The 19,516-nt window shown below is 67.1% G+C and carries 19 protein-coding genes; 12 read left to right on the top strand and 7 right to left on the bottom strand.

Annotated features, from left to right (window positions below; genetic code table 11):
- The first annotated feature begins 18 nt into the window (after positions 1–18).
- The 3 genes from PCA10_RS11015 to PCA10_RS11025 are packed head-to-tail and all read left to right on the top strand — an operon-like array spanning position 19 to position 2,199.
- The gene (locus PCA10_RS11015; RefSeq protein WP_041770211.1) at positions 19–1,545 is read left to right on the top strand and encodes an MFS transporter; all 1,527 of its coding nucleotides are present in this window, start codon (positions 19–21) and stop codon (positions 1,543–1,545) included.
- A gap of 53 nt (positions 1,546–1,598) precedes the next feature.
- Entirely contained in the window at positions 1,599–1,919 is a 321-nt protein-coding gene (locus tag PCA10_RS11020) for an antibiotic biosynthesis monooxygenase family protein (RefSeq protein ID WP_016492153.1), read from the top strand.
- Positions 1,906–2,199 carry a helix-turn-helix domain-containing protein gene (locus PCA10_RS11025; RefSeq protein ID WP_041770212.1) on the top strand — a complete coding sequence of 98 codons (294 nt, stop codon included), beginning with the start codon at positions 1,906–1,908 and terminating at the stop codon, positions 2,197–2,199. Before PCA10_RS11020 ends, PCA10_RS11025 begins: the two co-directional genes overlap by 14 nt.
- A 162-nt stretch (positions 2,200–2,361) precedes the next feature.
- Here PCA10_RS11025 and PCA10_RS11030 read toward each other — a convergent pair whose 3' ends face one another.
- Positions 2,362–2,607, bottom strand: a complete 246-nt coding sequence (locus tag PCA10_RS11030; RefSeq protein WP_016492154.1) for a helix-turn-helix domain-containing protein — start codon at positions 2,605–2,607, stop codon at positions 2,362–2,364.
- Positions 2,608–2,747: 140 nt separating this feature from the next.
- Here PCA10_RS11030 and PCA10_RS11035 point away from each other — a divergent pair, with 140 nt between their 5' ends.
- Positions 2,748–3,545, top strand: coding sequence for a helix-turn-helix transcriptional regulator (locus PCA10_RS11035; protein ID WP_016492155.1), 798 nt, complete (start codon positions 2,748–2,750; stop codon positions 3,543–3,545).
- Positions 3,546–3,593: 48 nt separating this feature from the next.
- Here PCA10_RS11035 and PCA10_RS11040 read toward each other — a convergent pair whose 3' ends face one another.
- The 5 genes from PCA10_RS11040 to PCA10_RS11060 all read right to left on the bottom strand — a co-directional run bounded on the left by PCA10_RS11040 (position 3,594) and on the right by PCA10_RS11060 (position 8,360).
- Positions 3,594–4,766, bottom strand: a complete 1,173-nt coding sequence (locus PCA10_RS11040; RefSeq protein WP_081663932.1) for a GGDEF domain-containing protein — start codon at positions 4,764–4,766, stop codon at positions 3,594–3,596.
- A 120-nt stretch (positions 4,767–4,886) separates the two neighbouring features.
- Positions 4,887–5,417, bottom strand: coding sequence for a glyoxalase superfamily protein (locus tag PCA10_RS11045; protein WP_016492157.1), 531 nt, complete (start codon positions 5,415–5,417; stop codon positions 4,887–4,889).
- A 230-nt stretch (positions 5,418–5,647) separates the two neighbouring features.
- Positions 5,648–6,331 (bottom strand): XopAW family type III secretion system calcium-binding effector, encoded by a 684-nt coding sequence (gene xopAW / locus PCA10_RS11050; RefSeq protein ID WP_016492158.1) that lies wholly within the window; start codon positions 6,329–6,331, stop codon positions 5,648–5,650.
- Between the two features lie 248 nt (positions 6,332–6,579).
- Positions 6,580–7,608, bottom strand: coding sequence for an ATP-binding protein (locus tag PCA10_RS11055; RefSeq protein ID WP_144277034.1), 1,029 nt, complete (start codon positions 7,606–7,608; stop codon positions 6,580–6,582).
- Positions 7,605–8,360: a response regulator gene (locus PCA10_RS11060; protein WP_016492160.1), complete on the bottom strand. Its 756-nt coding sequence runs from the start codon at positions 8,358–8,360 to the stop codon at positions 7,605–7,607. Before PCA10_RS11060 ends, PCA10_RS11055 begins: the two co-directional genes overlap by 4 nt.
- A 378-nt stretch (positions 8,361–8,738) precedes the next feature.
- Here PCA10_RS11060 and kdpF point away from each other — a divergent pair, with 378 nt between their 5' ends.
- The 7 genes from kdpF (at position 8,739) to glsB (ending at position 17,724) form a co-directional block, all read left to right on the top strand.
- On the top strand, positions 8,739–8,828 hold the full coding sequence (kdpF, locus tag PCA10_RS11065) for a K(+)-transporting ATPase subunit F (protein ID WP_041770214.1): 90 nt from the start codon (positions 8,739–8,741) through the stop codon (positions 8,826–8,828).
- A gap of 8 nt (positions 8,829–8,836) precedes the next feature.
- A complete protein-coding gene (kdpA, locus tag PCA10_RS11070; RefSeq protein WP_016492161.1) occupies positions 8,837–10,537 on the top strand; it encodes a potassium-transporting ATPase subunit KdpA in 1,701 nt (566 codons plus the stop codon).
- A gap of 12 nt (positions 10,538–10,549) precedes the next feature.
- Positions 10,550–12,601: a potassium-transporting ATPase subunit KdpB gene (kdpB, locus tag PCA10_RS11075; RefSeq protein WP_016492162.1), complete on the top strand. Its 2,052-nt coding sequence runs from the start codon at positions 10,550–10,552 to the stop codon at positions 12,599–12,601.
- An 88-nt stretch (positions 12,602–12,689) separates the two neighbouring features.
- The gene (gene kdpC / locus PCA10_RS11080; protein ID WP_016492163.1) at positions 12,690–13,241 is read left to right on the top strand and encodes a potassium-transporting ATPase subunit KdpC; all 552 of its coding nucleotides are present in this window, start codon (positions 12,690–12,692) and stop codon (positions 13,239–13,241) included.
- Positions 13,238–15,886 (top strand): sensor histidine kinase, encoded by a 2,649-nt coding sequence (locus PCA10_RS11085; protein ID WP_016492164.1) that lies wholly within the window; start codon positions 13,238–13,240, stop codon positions 15,884–15,886. Before kdpC ends, PCA10_RS11085 begins: the two co-directional genes overlap by 4 nt.
- Before the next feature lie 158 nt (positions 15,887–16,044).
- Positions 16,045–16,737 (top strand): response regulator, encoded by a 693-nt coding sequence (locus tag PCA10_RS11090; RefSeq protein ID WP_016492165.1) that lies wholly within the window; start codon positions 16,045–16,047, stop codon positions 16,735–16,737.
- A 78-nt stretch (positions 16,738–16,815) separates the two neighbouring features.
- Positions 16,816–17,724, top strand: a complete 909-nt coding sequence (gene glsB, locus PCA10_RS11095) for a glutaminase B (protein WP_016492166.1) — start codon at positions 16,816–16,818, stop codon at positions 17,722–17,724.
- A gap of 225 nt (positions 17,725–17,949) precedes the next feature.
- Here glsB and PCA10_RS11100 read toward each other — a convergent pair whose 3' ends face one another.
- Positions 17,950–18,975: a patatin-like phospholipase family protein gene (locus tag PCA10_RS11100; RefSeq protein ID WP_016492167.1), complete on the bottom strand. Its 1,026-nt coding sequence runs from the start codon at positions 18,973–18,975 to the stop codon at positions 17,950–17,952.
- Positions 18,976–19,164: 189 nt separating this feature from the next.
- Between PCA10_RS11100 and PCA10_RS11105 the strand changes: the two genes are divergently transcribed.
- Positions 19,165–19,443: a hypothetical protein gene (locus tag PCA10_RS11105; RefSeq protein ID WP_016492168.1), complete on the top strand. Its 279-nt coding sequence runs from the start codon at positions 19,165–19,167 to the stop codon at positions 19,441–19,443.
- Positions 19,444–19,516 lie beyond the last annotated feature (73 nt).

Below are 19,516 nucleotides of genomic sequence, written 5' to 3' on the forward strand. Positions count from 1 at the left end.
CTCATGGTGGAAAAAGCAATGAGCACAGCAAACTCGCGAGGCAGCTTGATGATCCTCGCCTCGATCTGTCTGGCAGCCTTGGTGCTGCCGATGAGCTTTACCGGTGGCGCCGTGGCACGTCCGGCCATTGGACACGAACTGGGCGGCAGTGCGGTCCAGCTCACCTGGATCACCAACGCCTTCATGCTGACCTTCGGCAGCTTGCTGATGGCCGCCGGCGCGCTGGCCGACCAATACGGCCGCAAACGCCTCTTCTGCATCGGCACCGCGCTCTTCACCCTCACGTCCTTTGCCCAGGGCTTCGCGCCCAGCGTGCTCTCGCTGGACCTGCTGCGGGCGCTGCAAGGCGTGGCCGGGGCGGCGGCGTTGGCCAGCGGCTCGGCAGCTCTGGCCCAGGAGTTCGAAGGGCATGCTCAGACCCGTGCGTTCAGCATGCTCGGGACCACCTTCGGCATTGGCCTGGCCTTCGGCCCGCTGGTGTCGGGCCTGCTGATCGAAAGCCTGGGCTGGCGCTCGATCTTCTTCGCCACGGCGGCGCTGGGTGCGTTGTCGATGATCTTCGGCCTGCCGCGTATGCGTGAAACCCGCGACCCGAACGCTACGGGGCTCGACTGGCCTGGCACCTTGACCTTCACCGGAACCCTGGCGTGCTTCACCTTCGGGGTGATCCAGGGACCGGAGAGCGGTTGGGATAGCCCGCTGGTCGTCGGATTGTTGCTGGCTTCGGCGGCGCTGCTGGTTGCGTTCATCAAGGTGGAGAACCGCGTCGCCCGTCCCATGCTTGACCTCAGCCTGTTCCGCATCCCGCGCTTTGTGGGGGTGCAGCTGCTGCCTATTGGCACCTGCTACTGCTACATCGTGCTGGTGGTAATCCTGCCGCTGCGCTTCATCGGTGTTGAGGGCATGAGTGAGATTGAGGCGGGCTGGATGCTGCTGGCCCTGTCCGCGCCCATGCTGGTGGTGCCGATCCTGGCCGCTACCCTGGCGCGCTGGATTTCGCCTGGCCTGCTGTCCGGCCTGGGCTTCGTGATTGCAGCCGTCGGTCTGCAATGGTTTTCCCGCCTCGATTCGGCTGCATCGGGTACCGAAGTGATTCTGCCGATGCTGCTGATCGGCGTCGGCGCCGGCCTGCCCTGGGGCCTGATGGATGGCCTGGCGATCAGCGTGGTACCGAAGGAGCGCGCTGGCATGGCGACCGGCATCTTCAATACTGCCCGCGTCGCTGGCGAGGGCGTTGCCCTTGCGATTGTGAGCGCCATCCTGGCATCCCTCACCCAGGCATATCTGCTGGACGCGGTGGACAGTGAAATTGCCGGCCTGGCCGGAGTCGCGCAGCAGGTGGCTGCCGGTGAACTTGTCCGTGCCGCAACGCTCGTGCCCGAGATTCCGCGGGCCATCCTGGTAGCGAGTTACCTCGAGTCTTTCGACGTGCTGTTGCACATCCTCACCGGGATCACCCTGCTGTCGGCCCTGGCGGTGTTCGGTTTCCTCAGCCGCCCAGCTCCCGAGTCCGAGGCGTCTGTCTCGCTGGACCTGTCCCGTTGATTGTTACGTTTGGCCGGCGCCCGCCGCCGGCCTCTATCCAGGAGGCAACTTCCATGTCCGTCAGTCATGTGAACACTTTGGAGGTCTGGGCTCGCCCAAGTGCAGCTGAGCATTTTGAGCAGGACCTGATGGAGCTCACCACACGCTTGGGATCGCTACCCGGCTGCCTTCAGTACGGCCTGCGCCGTGCCCAAGATGATCAACAGTTCTGGGTCCTTAATGGCTACTGGATCAGCCTCAATGCGATGGTCCAACACTTCTCCTCCGTGGAACTCGATGAGCTGCTGGGCTTCCTGAGACAGCACTCCGCGAGCATCCGCTTCAGCAGCGTCTCAGAGAGTGCGGAGTTGGAGCCCCTTGATGGAGTTCGATGAGCAGGCCTTCCGTGCTTTCGACCTGAATGCTTGGGTGACTTTCATGGTTGTCTATCGGGAACGAGGGGTATCCAGGGCCGCCTTAAAGCTGAACGTCACCCAACCCGCTGTCAGTAACGTGCTGAGTAAATTGCGGAGACGATTGGGAGATCCCCTTTTTATACCGCGGGGGAGAGAGATTCAGCCTACGCACTACGCGACTCTGCTTGCCCGATGCCTCGAACCCGCTCTACTCACGATGCAAGAAGTCATTACTTCGATAGATGCTCGCAGCAGCTGAAAGAACGGTGGGAGTGGAGGTTCGCGAGCGTGCCCAATCTTGTGCCCAAACTCTCTGGCTTGTCGTTGTGATTGAGGTCGAAAATTGCACTTCTAGCATGACGGTTTTGGCCGAACGGCGTCGCTCGATTTGGATTGCAGGGGGAGGGCGCAGCGCCTGGCTTCACAACTCTGCGTCAGCAAGGAGCTCGGATGGCCTGCACCCCATCGCAGTCGCAATACGCGCAATGTTCAGGAACGTGACGTTCCGCTCCCCGCGCTCGATCTTTCCCATATGAGATCGATCAATTCCCGCCGCATCCGCGAGCGCTTCTTGCGATAGGTCCAGTGCCCGGCGGCGGGCACGTATCGCTTCTCCCAGCCTGAGCAGGCTGCCGTCGTTGTCTTGTAATGCCGATATTCTTGCCATTGCGAAAATCTGCGGGCTAAGATGCCTGTACGGCCACGGCATTTACGACCCAATTGGCTTATCGAAGAGGCGATCGAAAGGTTTCCGGGCACCACTCTCGGGCGCTTGTCTTTGGCAATTTCTGTTTCGAGGGCACGCCATTGCACGGACAGCTAACCCAATGGGCCCGGGAAATCACCCAGGTCCTGATCCAGCCCCCGGGCCAGGCCCAGCTGCATGCGCTGACCGCCTGGCTCCAGCACCTGGCCGCGCCGGAGCACCTGGCGCTGTTCGTTCATGAAGGCTGCGGCCCGCCGCTGGTGTTGTTCGATACCTTTGCGCCAGCGTTGCGGCCGGTTTTCGTGACGGACTACCAGGCTGGGCCCTACCTGCTGGACCCCTTCCACCTGGCCTGCCTGTTCGGCCAGGCCGATGGGCTGTACAGCATGCGGCGGCTGGCGCCGGAGCGCTTCGAGACCACTGAGTATTTCCGCACCTACTACCGCCATCTGCAGCTGGCCGAGAAGCTGGGCTACATCGTCAGCCTGGGGGAGGGGAGCCGGGCGGTGCTCTGGCTGGTGCGGCGGCGGGATCTGGCGGCGTTCAGCGAGGAGGAGCGGGGGCTGTTGCAGAGCGCGATGCCGGTGGTAGCGCAGGTGCTGCGTTCGGCCTGGGCGGTGCATCGGCCGGGTGACCCGTGCATTACCCATGACCTGGATCAGCGGGTGGGCGATGAGTTCGAGCGTTTCGGCCAGGGCGTGCTCACCGCACGGGAGTGCGAGGTGGCGCGGTTGCTGCTGGAGGGGCATTCCAACCAGTCGGCGTCGCAGCGGCTGCAGATCGCCCCGGGCACGGTGAAGGTGCATCGGCGCAGCCTCTACGAAAAACTGCAGGTCGGCAGCCAATCCGAGCTGCTCGCCTTGTTCGTGCGGCAGCTGAAGGGGCGGCGGGAGGACTGATGCGCCTTGCCGGGCCTACCCCGGCGAGGTCGCACTTGCTTCGGCGAATCAGCTCGTGCGCAGCGGCTCGCCGCTGGAGCGGTCGACCAGGCGGATGCTGTCGCGGCCGCCGCGCTTGGATTCGTAGAGCGCGGCGTCGCCTTGTTCGATCAGCGCCGCCAGGCTGGCCGGAGGTTGGTCGAAGAGGCTGGCGCCGATGCTCAGGGTCACCGGCTCGGGGGTGGAGAAGGTCTGGGCGGCGGTGCTGTTGAACTGCTCGCGCAAGGCGTTGCCCAGCGCCAGGAGGCGCTCGCTGGAGGTCTCGCCGAGGAGGATGACGAACTCGTCGCCGCCCAGCCGGGCCGCCAGGGCGCGTTCTGGCAGCGCGGAGCGAATCATCTCGCTGAGGGCCACCAGCAGGCGGTCGCCGGCGCCATGGCCGAACAGGTCGTTGACCAGCTTGAAGTTGTCGATATCGATCAGCAGCAGGGCGCCCGGTCGCGCACTGGAGACGTCTTCCAGCAGGCGCGGTGCGCGGGCTTCGAGGGCGCGCCGGTTGTAGAGGGTGGTCAGGGGGTCGCGGGCGGCCAGTCGCGCGATGCGTTTCTCCCTTCGATGGCGCTCGGTGCCGGTCATGGAGAGGGCGATCAGCATGATGGCCATGGTGCCCTCCACCAGGGAGATCTGGATGATCTCGCCACGGAAGGCCGTCAGGTCCAGCAGGGTGCCGGGCACCACAACCGTGAGGGACTTGGCGATATAGAACAGGCCGTGGGCCAGCAGCACGTAGCGCAGCTGCACGGCCCCCACGCTCAGCGACCGGCCGTGGGGCCGCAGCAGAGCGCTGGCCCTGAGCGCCAGCAAGGCCACCAGCAGGGAGTTGGCCAGGAACATCAGCTTCGACCACAGCGGCCCTTCCGGCAGCAACAGCAGGGCTGTCCAGGCGACGAAGATCAGGTACCAGGCGCGGGACAGCCGCGTCCCGGTGAAGCGTGCGACACCCAGCAGGAACAGCCAGTGGGCCAGCACCAGCAGGCCATTGGCGAACCAGATGCCGATGAGCAAGTAGCCGTTGCTCCGCAGCAGGGCAAGGGTGGAACCCACGGAGATGGTGGCGAAACCCGCACTCCAGAACAGCAGTGAGGGCTCTCGAATGCTGCCCCATTCCACCGCCAGGTACAGCGCGGCGGCTGCGGCGAGGGCGACGGAGAGGGTCAGCATCGTGAGTGGATCGAGCGGCATATACGGAGGGTGCTGTGCTTGCGGTAGACGCGCCTGATTGTAAGGGCTGGAGGGCCGTTTTGCAGGGTTCGTCACACTTTTTTGGGCGGAGCCGGAGGGCCCGGCTCCGCCGTGTCGCGGTCAGTACTGGCAGAAGCGGATGCGGTTGCCGAAGGGGTCGTAGACTTCCATGACCTTGCCCCAGTCCTCCTGGACCACACCGGGGCGGCCGTAACCGTAGCGCTTGCCGAGCAGCTCATCGTTGAAGGCCTGGATGTTGCGCATCGGCACGAAGAGGGTCGCCCCCGGGCTGGCGTCGCCATGGTGCTCGGACAGGTGCAGGTGCAGCCCGGCCCGGTTGATGCCCATGTACAGCGGCAGGTCGGGTTCGAAGCGGTGCTCGAACTCGACGTCGAAGCCGAGGAAGCCGCAATAGAATTCCCGTGCCTTGGTCTCGTCGAAGATCCGCAGGATGGGGATGGCCCGCTCGAAGGCGATGGTCTCGGGGGCGGGTTCGCCGGGGAGTTTCGCCGAGGCGGTGTTCCAGTCCTTGTAGCCGAGCTGGTTGGCGACCAGTTCGAGGGCGGTGGAGTGGGAGATTTCCTGATCGCGTTGCGCAAGCAGGGCCCGCAACCGCTTGGCCATCTGCTTGGCCTGTTCGATGGATGACATGCTTTCCTCCAGAGGTCGAAGCCTTGGGGGGCTCGCGTTGCCGATCTTCGACGGTCATAGAGGTGCAATGGGGAGTGATCATCGAGCGATGCTTTCACCAGTCCCTTGCGGGTGCGAGCGGCAGGCAGCATCAGCCTGCGCCGATCATAGGGAGGCGGCGGTGGGAAGAAAAGCGATATTCAACGGCCCGGCGGCGGGTGAGCCGGCCATCCGAGGATGGCCGGCACCCGTCAGGCCGACAGGCTCAACTGGCTGCCCACCTGGTTGCCGACGTAGCCGGCACCGGCTTCGTATTGCTTGAGCAGGGCGGCCACCAGGCGGCCATAGCCCTGGTCCTGCCCGGTAGCGCTGCTCGCGACCTCTTGCGACTGGCCGAACTGCAGGCCCTCCGGGCCCTGGCCGGGCGGCGGAGGCGGTGGGGCGAGGGCGGCGGTTTCTTCCTGGCTCAGGCTGCCGTCGCCGTCGCTGTCCAGCTCGCCGAACAGGGCGTCCACATCCAGCTCGCTGTCGGTGCCCACGGCACTGGTCAGCTCTTCCAGGCCGAGCACGCCGTCGCCGTCGGTATCGAGGCTGGCGAACAGCTCCTCGGGGTTCGGACCGCCGTGTGGCGGCGGTGGTGGTGCCAGGGCGGCGGTTTCATCGAGGTCGATGGCACCGTCCGAGTTGGCGTCCAGCTGGCTGAACAGCTCGTCCAGATCGATCTCCAGACCGCTGTCGCTCTCCTTGGCGGATTCGAGGGCGGTGGCCAGTTCGTCCTTGGCCACGCTGCCGTCGCCGTTGGCGTCCAGCAAGCTGAAGAGCTTTTCCTGGGCCTTGTTCTGGTCCGTCGCGCCGCAGCCTTGCGGACGCGTCGAGGCTGTGGCCGAGCTTGAGGTGTAGTTGTAACTCGAGTAACTGCCGACTCCACTGATCATGGGGGCACTCCTGTGCGGGTGGGTACCGGAAGGGGATTTCCGGCCTTGGCAGTCTCAACCGTGCAGTTGTCCAGGCTGTGTGGAGTTTGTATCGGTGCGCTGACAGAGCGGGGCGGTGCGCATGGCGCACCCTACGGTGTGGCATCAATCGTAGGATGGGTTGAGCGAAGCGATACCCATCACATCAGCCGATGGGTATCGCAAGCTCAGCGGAACGCCGCCCGCCCCATCCTACGAGGGCTCTTGGCTCAACGGCGCGGCAGAGTCAGGCGGGCGAGGAGGCCGCCGCCTTCGGGGGCGAGCAGTTGCAGGTCGCCGCCCTGGCGCCGGGCCGCTTCGCGGGCGATGGTCAGGCCGAGGCCGATGCCGCCGGAGTTGCGGTTGCGGGAGCCTTCCAGGCGGTAGAAGGGTTCGAACACCGCGTCAAGCATGGCCTCGGGAATGCCCGGCCCCTGGTCGCGGACTTCGACGATCACCTGCGTCGGACTGTCCTCCAGGTGGATGTGCGCATGCCCGGCATAGCGCTGGGCGTTGTCCACCAGGTTGGCGATAGAGCTGCGCATCGCCAGCGGCTGGGCCCGCAGGGGCGCGCAGTGTCCGCTGACGGTCACCTCGACGCCATGGTCCAGGGCGTCCTCGGCCAGGGATTCCACCAGGGCCTGCAGGTCGAACCATTGCAGTTCCTCGTGGGCGCGCTGTTCGTTGAAGTAGTTGAGGGTGGCATTGAGCATGCCCGACATCTCGCCCAGGTCCTGGGAGAGGCGCCCGTGCAGGGCCTGGTCTTCGACCTGTTCCACCCGCAGGCGCATGCGTGCCAGTGGGGTGCGCAAGTCGTGGGAAACCGCCGCGAGCATGCGGCTGCGCTGGGCGACCTGGGCGCGGATTCGCTCCTGCATGCGGTTGAAGGCGTGGGCGGCCTGGCGTACTTCCTGCGGGCCGCGTTCTTCCAGGGCCGGGCTTTCCAGGTCGTCGCTCAGGCGCTCGGCGGCTTCCGACAGGCGCTGGATGGGCCGCGCCAGCCAGCGTGCGCCAAGCCAGGCGGCAGCCACCAGGGTGATGCACTGGAAGGCCAGCAGCACCCAGGGCCCGCCGAAGCGTGGCGGTGGCGGTGGTGGCGGGCCGGCGAAGGCCTGGCCGGACGGCGGTGGCGGAGGAGGAGGGGGCGGCGGGCCGCCGTAGTGTCTGAACCAGATGAAGGCCAGCAGGTGGGCGATGACGATGGCCAGCAGGAAGATGCCGAACAGCCGCGCGAAGAGGGTGTCGGCCTGGCGCATCAGCCGATGTCCCGTGCGTCGAACAGGTAGCCTTCGCCCCGCACCGTCTTGATCAGGCGCGGCGAGCGCGGGTCGTCGCCGAGCTTCTGCCGCAGGCGCGAGACCAGCAGGTCGATGCTGCGGTCGAAGGCCTCGATCGAGCGGCCCCGCGCGGCGTCCAGCAACTGTTCGCGGCTGAGTATCCGCCGCGGCCGTTCGAGGAAGACCCAGAGCAGGCGGAATTCGGCGTTGGACAGCGGCACCAGCAGCCCCTCGGGGGACTGCAGTTGGCGCAGCACGCTGTCCAGGCACCAGCCATCGAAGCGGATGCTGCTGCGGTTGTCGGCGCGTGGGCCTTCGCGGTCGTCCCGTACGCGGCGCAGGATGGTCTGGATGCGCGCCACCAGTTCGCGGGGCTCGAAGGGCTTGGCCATGTAGTCGTCGGCACCCAGCTCCAGGCCGATGATGCGGTCCGCCGGTTCGCAGCGGGCGGTGAGCATCAGGATGGGAATGTCCGACCCGGAACGCAGCCAGCGGCACAGGGACAGGCCGTCCTCGCCGGGCAGCATCAGGTCCAGCACCACCACGTCGAAGCGCGAGTCGGCCAGGGCCTGGCGCATGCCTTGGCCGTCATCCACGCCCACCGCTTCGATGTTGAAACGCGCCAGGTAATCGCAGAGCAGCTCACGGATGGGCGCGTCGTCGTCGACTATCAGCGCGCGGACGCTCCAGCGGTTCCGGGAGAAGGGCGTGTCCGAAGCAGGGGTCGATTGCATGTTGGAGCTCTGGCCGAAAGGAGGGCGGGCATGGTCCGCCCCCGGGAATCACAGGGGCGAATGCTAGCGCGAGCGCGGCGCGCTAGCCATGGGCGGGCAAGGCTGGCGCAGCCGGGTATCGGCGGCGTGTCGGCTTTGTATCGGGGTGGATACATGGGGTGTGAATTCATGCGCCAACCGGACCCACGGGCCTCGCGGCCCTTCGCGAATGAATTCGCTCCTGCATCGAGCCGGCCGTGCCGCAGGGAGCATCGAGCTCGGTTCCCGATTCTTTACGCGTTTTTTATGCCACGGCCCCGCCCTGCGGCTCGTTCCTTTACGCGCCCCCTTCCGACAATGGCTCCACGGCGGCATAGACCGCATCTAGGAGCACAGGCAATGAGCGTTCTCGACGGGGTGTCCCTGGTTCTGGCCATGGGACTGTTCATTTATCTGCTGGTGGCGCTGCTGCGCGCCGATCGCGGCTAGGAGGCCACATGCAACTTCAGGACATCGGGCTGATCCTGGCCTTTTTCGTGCTGGTGCTGGCGCCGGCACCCTTGCTCGGGCGCTTCTACTACCGGGTGATGGAGGGGCAACGTACCTTCCTCAGTCCGGTATTCGCGCCCGTCGAGCGCTTCTGCTACCGCATCGCCGGCGTCGACGCCGAGCGCGAGCAGGACTGGAAGGGCTACTGCGTGGCCCTGCTGGCCTTCAACCTGGCCGGCTTCGCGCTGCTGTTCGCCATCCTCATGCTGCAGGGCGCGCTGCCGCTGAACCCGCAGAATCTACCCGGCCTGGAATGGAGCCTGGCGTTCAACACCGCCGTCAGCTTCGTCACCAATACCAACTGGCAGGCCTATAGCGGCGAAGCGTCGCTGAGCTACTTCAGCCAGATGGTCGGCCTTGGCGTGCAGAACTTCGTCAGCGCCGCCGTCGGCCTGTGCGTGCTGGTGGCCTTCGCCCGTGGCATCAGCCGCCGCAGCACCGATCGCCTGGGCAACTTCTGGGTCGACCTGACCCGGGGCACCCTTTACGGCCTGCTGCCGCTGGGCCTGCTGCTGGCGCTGTTCCTGGTCTGGCAGGGCGTGCCGCAGACGCTGACCGACTACGCCCACGCCGTGACCCTGCAGGGCACCGAGCAGAGCATCCCCCTCGGCCCGGCGGCCAGCCAGATCGCCATCAAGCAGCTGGGCACCAATGGTGGCGGCTTCTTCGGCGTCAACTCGGCACACCCGTTCGAGAACCCCACCGCGTGGAGCAACCTGCTGGAGATGGCCTCGATCATCCTGATCCCGGCGGCCCTGCTGTTCACCTTCGGCCACTACGTCAAGGACCTGCGCCAGAGCCGCGCGCTGCTGGCCTGCATGCTGCTGCTGTTCGTCATCGGCCTGGGCGTGACCCTCTACAGCGAGTACCAGCCGAACCCGGCCCTGGCCGCACTGCCCATCGAGCAGTCCGGTTCCCTGGAGGGCAAGGAAAGCCGCTTCGGCATCGCCGCCTCGGCCCTCTGGGCGGTGACCACCACGGCCGCCTCCAACGGCTCGGTGAACGCCATGCATGACAGCTTCAGTGCCCTGGGCGGGATGGTCCCGATGTTCAACATGATGCTCGGCGAGGTGATCTTCGGCGGTGTCGGCGCCGGGCTCTACGGCATGCTGCTGTTCGTGCTGATCGCGGTGTTCCTCGCCGGCCTGATGATCGGCCGCACCCCCGAATACCTCGGCAAGAAGCTGGAAGCCCGCGAAGTGCGCCTGCTGGTGGCCACCCTGCTGGTGATGCCGGTGGGCGTGCTGGTGTTCTGCGGCCTGGCCATCAGCCTCGCCGGCCCGGCCGCGTCCATCACCAACCCTGGCGCCCACGGCTTCAGCCAGGCCCTCTACGCCTACACCTCGGGCACCGCCAACAACGGCTCGGCCTTCGCAGGATTCGGCGCCAACACGCCGTTCCACAACGTGCTGATCGGGCTGGCGATGATCCTCGGCCGCTTCGGCTACATCCTGCCGGTACTGGCCATCGCCGGCAGCCTGGCGATGAAGAACCGCGCACCGCTGGGGGCCAACAGCTTCCCTACCCATGGTCCGCTGTTCGTCACCCTGCTGACCCTGACCATCCTCCTGGTGGGCGGCCTGACCTTCCTGCCGGCGCTGGCCCTTGGGCCGATCGCCGAACACTTGATGCAAATCCAGGGCTTCTAACGGAGAACCATGATGAATGCCCCCATGCAGGCGCTCAAAGGCGCCACCCAGCAACCCAAGACCTCCTTTGCCGCGCTGTGGAAACCGGCGCTGCGCCAGGCCTTCGTCAAACTCGACCCGCGTCAGCTGGTGCGCTCGCCGGTGATACTGGTGGTCGAGCTGACGGCGGTGCTGACCACTGTGCTCTGCTTCATCCCGAATCCTGCAGTGAGCACCGGCCTTGCCGTGCAGATCGCCCTCTGGCTGTGGTTCACCGTGCTCTTCGCCAACTTCGCCGAAGCCCTGGCCGAGGGGCGCGGCAAGGCCCGCGCCGACAGCCTGCGGGCCGGCAGCCAGGGCCTCACCGCCCGGCGCCGCAAGGCCAATGGCCAATTCGAGACCGTGCCGGCCGCCAGCCTGCGTCGTGGTGACCTGGTGCGGGTGGAGGCGGGCGAGTTGATCCCAGGCGATGGCGAGGTGATCGAGGGTATCGCCGCGGTCAACGAAGCGGCCATCACCGGCGAGTCCGCGCCGGTGATCCGCGAGTCCGGCGGCGACCGCTCCGCCGTTACCGGCAACACCCGCATCGTCTCCGACTGGCTGCTGGTGAAGATCACCGCCAACCCGGGCGAGTCCACCCTGGACCGGATGATCGCCCTGGTGGAAGGCGCCAAGCGCCAGAAGACCCCCAACGAGGTGGCGCTGGATATCCTGCTGATCGGCCTGACCCTGATCTTCCTGCTGGTGGTGGCCACCCTGCAGCCGTTCGCCCGCTTCGCCGGTGGCGACCTGCCGCTGGTGTACCTGGTGGCGCTGCTGGTGACCCTGATCCCCACCACCATCGGCGGCCTGCTCTCGGCCATCGGCATCGCCGGCATGGATCGCCTGGTGCGCCTGAACGTGATCGCCAAGTCCGGCCGGGCGGTGGAAGCCGCCGGTGACGTGCATGTGCTGCTGCTGGACAAGACCGGCACCATCACCTTCGGCAACCGCCGTTGCAGCGCGATGATCAAGGCCCCCGGCGTGGCCGGCAAGGAACTCTCCGACGCCGCGCTGCTGGCCTCCCTGGCCGACGAGACCCCGGAAGGCAAGTCCATAGTCGAGTACCTGCGTGCGCTGCACTCGATGCAGGAGCCGGCCCGCGAGGAAGTCACCGCGATTCCCTTCACCGCCGAGACCCGCCTCTCCGGCGCCGACTGGGCCGGCCGCAGCTACCGCAAGGGCGCGGTGGACGCCGTGCTGGAGTGGGTCGGCATGCCCCGTGCCGAGGTGCCGGCGCCGCTGGCCCGGGAAATCGAGAAGATCGCCCAGAGCGGCGGCACCCCGCTGCTGGTGGCGGCCGACGGCAAGCTGCTGGGCGCCATCCATTTGAAAGACGTGGTCAAGCCGGGCATCCGCGACCGCTTCGCCGAGCTGCGCCAGATGGGCATCCGCACCGTGATGGTGACCGGCGACAACCCGCTGACCGCCGCCGCCATCGCCGCCGAAGCCGGGGTGGACGACGTGATCGCCGAAGCCACGCCGGAGAAGAAGCTGGCGCGCATCCGCCAGGAGCAAGGGGAGGGCAAGATGGTCGCCATGTGCGGCGACGGCGCCAACGATGCCCCGGCGCTGGCCCAGGCCGACGTCGGCCTGGCCATGAACGACGGCACCCAGGCCGCTCGCGAGGCCGCCAACCTGGTGGACCTGGACTCCGACCCCACCAAGCTGCTGGACGTGGTGCAGGTGGGCAAGGAGCTGCTGGTGACCCGGGGCGCGCTGACCACCTTCTCGGTGGCCAATGACGTGGCCAAGTACTTCGCCATCCTGCCCGCGCTGTTCGCCGGCATCTACCCGCAGCTGGGCGTGCTCAACATCATGCAGCTGGCCAGCCCGCAGAGCGCGATCCTCTCGGCCATCGTGTTCAACGCGCTGATCATCGTCGCGCTGATCCCCCTGGCCCTGCGTGGGGTGCGGGTGCAGGCCACGGACGCCGCCAGCCTGCTGCGGCGCAACCTGCTGATCTACGGCCTGGGCGGCATAGTCGCGCCGTTCTTCGGCATCAAGGTGATCGATGTCCTGCTCACCGCAGTGGGACTGGTGTGACTTTCTCCCCTTTCCCGTTTGCGGGGGAGGGGCTAGGGGAGAGGGCTGGAACCTCTCTCCAACTTAGATTTCCCGAGAGGAACTGAATATGCTTAGCCAACTTCGTCCCGCCTTGAGCCTCCTGGCCTTGATGACCCTGATCACTGGCGTCGCCTATCCCCTGACCGTTACCGGCATCGCCCAACTGGCCTTCCCCGAGCAGGCCAACGGCAGCCTGGTGCACGATGCCAAGGGCGAGGTGCGTGGCAGCGCCCTGCTGGCACAGAACTTCGAAGGCCCCGAATGGTTCCAGCCGCGCCCCTCGGTCGCGAGCTTCGCCACCGTGGCCAGCGGCGCCAGCAACCTGGCACCGAGTAACCCGGCCCTGGCCGAGCGCATCAACAAGGAAGCCCATCGCCTGGCCACCGAAGGTCGCGGCCCGGTGCCCATGGCCCTGGTGACCACCTCCGGCAGCGGCCTCGACCCGCACCTGCCGCCGGCCGCCGCGCGCTACCAGATCCCGCGCATCGCCGCTGAACGCGGGCTGCCGGCCGAGGGCCTGGTGCGCCTGGTGGAGCAGAGCACCGAGCGACCTCTCGTAGGGCCGGCGGTGGTCAATGTGCTGGCCCTGAACACGGCATTGAATGAGATGACTCGATGAGTGATACCCGGCGTGCCGACGCGCTTCTGGCGGACATGCCCCAAGGCGGGCGCGGCCGGTTGAAGGTCTTCCTCGGCGCGGCACCGGGCGTGGGCAAGACCTACGCCATGCTCCAGGCCGCCCAGGCGCAACTGCGCCAGGGCGTCGACCTGCGCGCCGGGGTGGTGGAAACCCACGGCCGGGCGGAAACCGAGGCCATGCTCGCCGGACTGCCGCAGCAACCGCTGCGGCGTTTCGATTATCGCGGCATGGCCCTCACCGAGATGGACCTGGACGGCATCCTCGCCCAGCCGCCGAAGCTGGTGCTGGTGGACGAGCTGGCCCATACCAACGCCCCCGGCAGCCGCCACGCCAAACGCTGGCAGGACGTCGAGGAGCTGCTCGACGCCGGCGTCGACGTCTACACCACGGTCAACGTCCAGCACCTGGAAGCCCTCAACGACCAGGTCCACGACATCACCGGCGTGCAGGTGCGCGAGACCCTGCCGGACTGGGTGCTGCAGGAGGCCGACGAGATCCTCCTGATCGACCTGCCGCCCCGGGAGCTGCTGGAGCGCCTGCGCGAGGGCAAGGTCTATGTGCCCGAACAGGCCCGTGCGGCCATCGACGCCTTCTTCTCCCAGACCAACCTCACCGCCCTGCGCGAGCTGGCCATGCAGACCGCCGCCGCGCGGGTGGATGCCGACCTCAACCGGCGTTACCGCCAGCGCGGCCTGGAAGCCCCCGCCGTGCGTGGCCGGCTGCTGGTGGGAATCGATGGCGACCACCAGGCCGAACGGCTGGTGCGCCATGCCAGCCGGGTGGCCGAACGACGCCACCTGCCCTGGTCGGTGGTTTATGTGGACACCGGAGGTGCCCGTTCCGAGGAAGTCCGCTCGCGCCTGCAAGGCGCCCAGCAACTGGCCGAGCGCCTGGGCGGCGAGGTGGTGACCTTGCGTGGCGAGTCCGTGGCCAAGGGGCTGGTGCAGCACGCAGCCGAGCGACGCGCCAGCCTGCTGCTGGTGGGCCGCAGCCGTCAGCGCCTGCGCCGGCGCCTGCTGGGACGAGGCCTGGCCGAACGCCTGCTGCGCCTGGGCGAAGGCCTGGAAGTGAGCGTGCTGGACACCGAGGTCGACCGACGTCCGCCCAGCCCCAGGGCCACTCACCACACCCGCCTGCTGGACTACGGCCTGGCGGTAGTGGCGGCGATCACCGCCAGCCTGGTTGCCTGGGCGGTGGCCCATACCCTGGAGTTGCCGAACATCTCCCTGGTGTTCCTCGCCGCCGTGTTGCTGGTGGCGGTGCGCAGCAGCCTGGGGCCGGCACTGCTCTGCGCCGGATTATCGTTCATCGCCTATGACTTCCTGTTCATCCCGCCGACCTTCTCGCTGACCATCGCGCGCCAGGAAGACGTGCTGACCCTGCTGTTCTTCCTGCTGATGGCCGGGCTCACCGGTAACCTTGCTTCGCGTCAGCGTCGCCAGTTGGACGCCCTGCGCGATACCCAGTCGGAAACCACCGCGCTGCTCGATCTGTCGCGCAAGCTCACCGCCGCTACCGACCGCCAGGCTGTGCTCAATGTCGCCGTGCAGCAGTTCGAGACCTGGCGCGACGTGGAGGTCTGCCTGCTGTCCCGTGGCCGCGATGGCGTGTGGAAGGTGGAGGCGGGCGCCCAGCGCCTGCTGGCCGACCAGGAACGCGCGGCGGCGGAGTGGTCCTGGCAGCATGACCAGCCGGCCGGCCTGGGCACCGATACACTGCCGGGCGGCCGCTGGTGGTGGCTGCCGCTGTCGGGAGAGGAGGGGCCGCTGGTACTGCTGGGGGTCAGCCCCCGTGACGAGGCGCCGTTGCCGGTGGGCCGTCGCCGGTTGATCGCCGCCCTCGGCCAGCCGCTGGCCCAGGCCCTGGCCCGCGCCCAGCTGGCCGAAGAGCTGGAAGCGGCGCGCCTGCATGGGGAAACCGAACAACTGCGCAGCGCGCTGCTGGCGTCCGTCTCCCATGACCTGCGTACGCCGCTCACCGCCATGCGTGGCTCCATCGACAGTCTGCTTTCCCTGGGCGAAGCCATTCCCATGGACGATCGCCGCGAGTTGCTGGAGGGCACTCGCGATGAAGCCGAGCGGCTCGATCGCTATATCCAGAACCTGCTGGACATGACCCGCCTGGGCCACGGCGGGCTCAAGCTCGCCCGCGACTGGGTGGCGCCGGTGGACATAGTCGCCAGCGCCCTGCAGCGCTTGCGCCCGGTGCTGGCGCCGTTGCAGGTGGAAACCGGGGTGCCGGAACAACTGCCGCTGCTCTATGTGCATGCCGCGCTGATCGAGCAGGCGCTGGTCAACGTGCTGGAGAACGCCGCGCGCTTCTCCCCCAGTGGCGGCCGCCTGCGGGTGGCGGTGGAGGCCGACGAGGCCGAGCTGCGTTTCTCCGTTGCCGACCAGGGGCCGGGCATTCCGCCGGATGAGCGCGAGCGGATCTTCGACATGTTCTACACCGCCGCCCGTGGCGACCGGGGCGGGCAGGGCACGGGCCTCGGCCTGGCCATCTGCCAGGGCATGGTCGGCGCCCACGGCGGCCGTGTGACCGTGGGCGAAGGCCTGGACCACCGCGGCGCCACCCTGACCCTGCACCTGCCGTTGCATCCGCAGCCGCAGTTGGAGGAAGAATGAGCGCATTCGGCCGAATGAAACATCGTAGGGGCGAATTCATTCGCCAAGGGACGCGAAGCGGCCCCAGAGGCATCGAGGGCCGAACCTGCGGTTCGGTTGGCGAATGAATTCGCCCCTACAGAGAAGCCCCTCCCTGCAATGAGTTTGAAGAACCAACCATGACATCCAACCAACCGACCATCCTGGTCATCGACGACGAAGCGCAGATCCGCAAGTTCCTGCGCATCAGCCTGGCGGCCCAGGGCTACCGGGTGCTGGAGGGCGCCAACGGCCGCGAGGGCCTGGAACAGGCCGCGCTGGCCAAGCCCGACCTGCTGGTGCTCGACCTCGGCCTGCCGGACATGGACGGCCAGGAGGTGCTCCGCGAGCTGCGCGAGTGGTCCCAGGTGCCCGTGCTGGTGCTCTCGGTGCGCGCCAGCGAGGGCGAGAAGGTGTTGGCCCTGGACGGCGGCGCCAACGACTACGTGACCAAGCCTTTCGGCATCCAGGAGTTCCTCGCCCGGGTACGGGTGATGCTGCGCCAGGCCGGGCCCGGCGAACAGCAACAGGCCAGCGTCGCCAGCGGTCCGTTGCAGCTGGATTTCGCCTACCGCCGGGTGACCCTGGGCGGAGAGGAGGTGCAGCTCACCCGCAAGGAGTACGCGGTGCTCGCGCAACTGGCCCGCCACCTCGGCCGGGTGGTGACCCAGCAGCAACTGCTCAAGGACATCTGGGGCCCCACCCATGTCGAGGACAGCCACTACCTGCGGGTGGTGGTGGGGCACCTGCGGCAGAAGCTCGGCGACGACCCGGCCGACCCGCGATACATCGTCACCGAGGCCGGCGTTGGCTATCGTCTGAAAGAGAACTGATCGCCCTGTGCCACGGGGCAGGCGGCGAGCGTCCAGTGCTGCACGGGCGCGATGGCGCCACCCAATGGAAGAACCGGCATGCAGCAGCTGTTGAATGAAATCCTCGACGAGATCCGCCCGCTGATTGGACAGGGCAAGGTCGCCAGCTATATCCCCGCGCTCGCCTGCGTCAGCCCCGACCAGCTCGGGATTGCCGTCTACAGCAACGACGGCGAGCTGTACTACGCCGGGGATGGCCTGACGCCGTTTTCCATCCAGAGCATCTCCAAGGTCTTCAGCCTGGTGCAGGCCATCCAGCATTCGGGCGAGGGCATCTGGGAACGCCTGGGCCATGAGCCGTCGGGCCAGCCGTTCAATTCCCTGGTGCAGCTGGAGTTCGAGCGTGGCGTGCCGCGCAACCCCTTCATCAATGCCGGCGCCCTGGTGATCTGCGACATCAACGAGTCGCGCTTCGCCGCGCCGTCGTTGTCCATGCGCGATTTCGTGCGGCGCCTGTCGGGCAACCGCCTGCTGGTCTCGGACGAGGTGGTGGCCCGCTCCGAATACCAGCACCGCGCGCGCAACGCCGCCATGGCCTACCTGATGCAGTCCTTCGGCAACTTCCACAACGACGTGGAAGCGGTGCTGCACAGCTACTTCCACCACTGCGCCATCCGCATGAGCTGCGCCGACCTGGCCCTGGCCTTCAGCTTCCTGGCCAACGACGGGGTCAGCCCTCACAGCGGCGAGCGGGTGCTGACGCCACGCCAGGCCAAGCAGGTGAACGCCATCATGGCCACCAGCGGGCTCTACGACGAAGCCGGCAACTTCGCCTACCGCGTCGGCCTGCCGGGCAAGAGCGGGGTAGGGGGCGGCATAGTCGCGGTGGTGCCGGGGCGCTTCAGCGTCTGCGTCTGGTCGCCGGAGCTCAACCCGGCCGGCAACTCGCTGGCCGGCATGGCGGCACTGGAGAAACTCTCCGAGCGGATCGACTGGTCGATTTTCTAGGTGGGAGACGCTATCCCGTAGGAGCGAGCTCTGCTCGCGAACAGCCCGAGCGCTAACGTTCGCGAGATCGGTAGCCCGGATGAAATCCGGGCTACCGAAGCACACTTGTAGGGGCGAATTTATTCGCCAACCGGACCGCAGGTTTGGCCGGGAGCGTGCGTGGGTCGGCTGCGCCACCCTTGGCGAATGAATTCGCCCCTAAGCAGAGCGGGCCAAGCATCCCGATCAGTTGCCCTGCTCGTACCTTTCCATGGTTTCCCGTGCGATCTGCCGGCCCAGCTGGATCAACTCCGGCGCCTTGTAGAACTCGAAGAAGCGGCACACGCGCTTGGGCACGTTGATCAGGATGTCCGGCGGGTAGCCGGCGATCTTGTACTGGGCGAGGGAGGTCTGCATCACCTCGAAGCTCTGGTTCACCAGGTCCAGAAGCGAGGCGGGGCCGATGCTGGCGATCACTTCCGAGCCGCTGGCGGACTTGGGCGCGCCGTCGGCTTGCGGTGCGGCGGCCGGCTGCTGCATCTGCGGGGCCGCGTCTTCCAGCCAGGGGTTGCCGCCGGGCAGGCTCTCCGGATCGAGCACATCGTGGGCCTCGAAGCCGCTGCGCTTGAGGAAGGGCAGCCGCGAATGCAGGGAGGCCATCAGCAGGTCGACGCGGCTCTTGATCGCCGGTGGGCGTTCGATCACCGGCAACTGGTATTCCCGTGGGGTGGTGGCGTTGAGGTTGACCGCGATGATCAGGTCGCAGTGCCGGGACACCACCGGAATGATCGGCAGCGGATTGAGCAGACCGCCGTCCACCAGCATGCGGCTGCCCTGGACCACCGGGGTGAACAGGCTGGGAATGGCCGCCGACGCGCGCATGGCCTGGTGCAGGCAACCCTCCTGGAACCAGATTTCCTGCTGGTTGGTGAGGTCGGTGGCGACCGCCGTGTAGGGAATGGAGAGGTCTTCGATGTTGATCTCGCCGACTATCTCGCGGATGCGCCCGAAGACCTTTTCGCCACGGATGGCGCCGAGGCGAAAGCTCACATCCAGCAGGCGCAGCACGTCGAGATAGTCCAGGCTCTCGGTCCATTCGCGGTAATGCCGGAGCTTGCCGGCGGCGTAGATGCCGCCCACCACCGCGCCCATGGAACAGCCCGCTATACAGGCGATCTCGTAGCCGCGCGCCTCGATTTCCTCGATTACCCCGATATGCGCGTAGCCACGCGCGCCCCCCGATCCCAGTACCAATGCCACGCGTTTGCTCATGGGCAATTCCCCCACCTAGGATGCGTTGACGATACGCTCGTGACCTGGCCCGCGCCAGGGTGCGCGGCGCGGCTTTCGAGCCCCGGCGGCAGGCACTTGCCAAGCAGTCCACGACATTGAATCTTCCGGGTGTCGAAGCGTCTGACCAGGCACTAGACTCAGTCGATCTTCAACAAAGGAGTTTTATCCATGAAAGCCTGGATCAGCCTGCCCCTGATCGCCTTGTTGCTTGCCGGTTGCGCCGCCAAGACGGCCTATCGCGATAGTTGCGCCACGGAACTCGACGCGGCCTGGAAGGAACTGGACATGGCCAAGGCGGAGGGCTTTTCCGGCGCGGTCAGCTACTCCAAGGCCCTGAGCCTGCTCACCGCCGCCAAGACCGAGCAGCAGTTCGAAGGCTTCGAGGGCTGTACCAGCAAGGCCGAGAAGGCGCGCTTCTACATCCGCGAGTCGCGCGCCGGTCGCTGAGCCGGGCTGCGCCTTCACCCGTGGGGCGTTGATCGCGCGCCCACGGGGACAGCTTATTCGTCGACAGTGGTAC

It is taken from the genome of Pseudomonas resinovorans NBRC 106553, assembly GCF_000412695.1.
In the GTDB taxonomy this organism is placed as follows: domain Bacteria; phylum Pseudomonadota; class Gammaproteobacteria; order Pseudomonadales; family Pseudomonadaceae; genus Metapseudomonas; species Metapseudomonas resinovorans_A.

Bases quoted from the DNA above. Each gene is read 5' to 3' on its own strand.
- PCA10_RS11105 (WP_016492168.1), top strand. From the start codon at position 19,165: ATGAAAGCCTGGATCAGCCTGCCCCTGATCGCCTTGTTGCTTGCCGGT.
- PCA10_RS11060 (WP_016492160.1), bottom strand. From the start codon at position 8,360: ATGCAATCGACCCCTGCTTCGGACACGCCCTTCTCCCGGAACCGCTGG.
- kdpA (WP_016492161.1), top strand. From the start codon at position 8,837: ATGCAACTTCAGGACATCGGGCTGATCCTGGCCTTTTTCGTGCTGGTG.
- PCA10_RS11045 (WP_016492157.1), bottom strand. From the start codon at position 5,417: ATGTCATCCATCGAACAGGCCAAGCAGATGGCCAAGCGGTTGCGGGCC.
- PCA10_RS11020 (WP_016492153.1), top strand. From the start codon at position 1,599: ATGTCCGTCAGTCATGTGAACACTTTGGAGGTCTGGGCTCGCCCAAGT.
- PCA10_RS11100 (WP_016492167.1), bottom strand. From the start codon at position 18,975: ATGAGCAAACGCGTGGCATTGGTACTGGGATCGGGGGGCGCGCGTGGC.
- PCA10_RS11085 (WP_016492164.1), top strand. From the start codon at position 13,238: ATGAGTGATACCCGGCGTGCCGACGCGCTTCTGGCGGACATGCCCCAA.
- kdpC (WP_016492163.1), top strand. From the start codon at position 12,690: ATGCTTAGCCAACTTCGTCCCGCCTTGAGCCTCCTGGCCTTGATGACC.
- PCA10_RS11015 (WP_041770211.1), top strand. From the start codon at position 19: ATGAGCACAGCAAACTCGCGAGGCAGCTTGATGATCCTCGCCTCGATC.
- xopAW (WP_016492158.1), bottom strand. From the start codon at position 6,331: ATGATCAGTGGAGTCGGCAGTTACTCGAGTTACAACTACACCTCAAGC.
- PCA10_RS11030 (WP_016492154.1), bottom strand. From the start codon at position 2,607: ATGGCAAGAATATCGGCATTACAAGACAACGACGGCAGCCTGCTCAGG.
- glsB (WP_016492166.1), top strand. From the start codon at position 16,816: ATGCAGCAGCTGTTGAATGAAATCCTCGACGAGATCCGCCCGCTGATT.
- kdpB (WP_016492162.1), top strand. From the start codon at position 10,550: ATGAATGCCCCCATGCAGGCGCTCAAAGGCGCCACCCAGCAACCCAAG.
- PCA10_RS11025 (WP_041770212.1), top strand. From the start codon at position 1,906: ATGGAGTTCGATGAGCAGGCCTTCCGTGCTTTCGACCTGAATGCTTGG.
- kdpF (WP_041770214.1), top strand. From the start codon at position 8,739: ATGAGCGTTCTCGACGGGGTGTCCCTGGTTCTGGCCATGGGACTGTTC.
- PCA10_RS11090 (WP_016492165.1), top strand. From the start codon at position 16,045: ATGACATCCAACCAACCGACCATCCTGGTCATCGACGACGAAGCGCAG.
- PCA10_RS11040 (WP_081663932.1), bottom strand. From the start codon at position 4,766: ATGCCGCTCGATCCACTCACGATGCTGACCCTCTCCGTCGCCCTCGCC.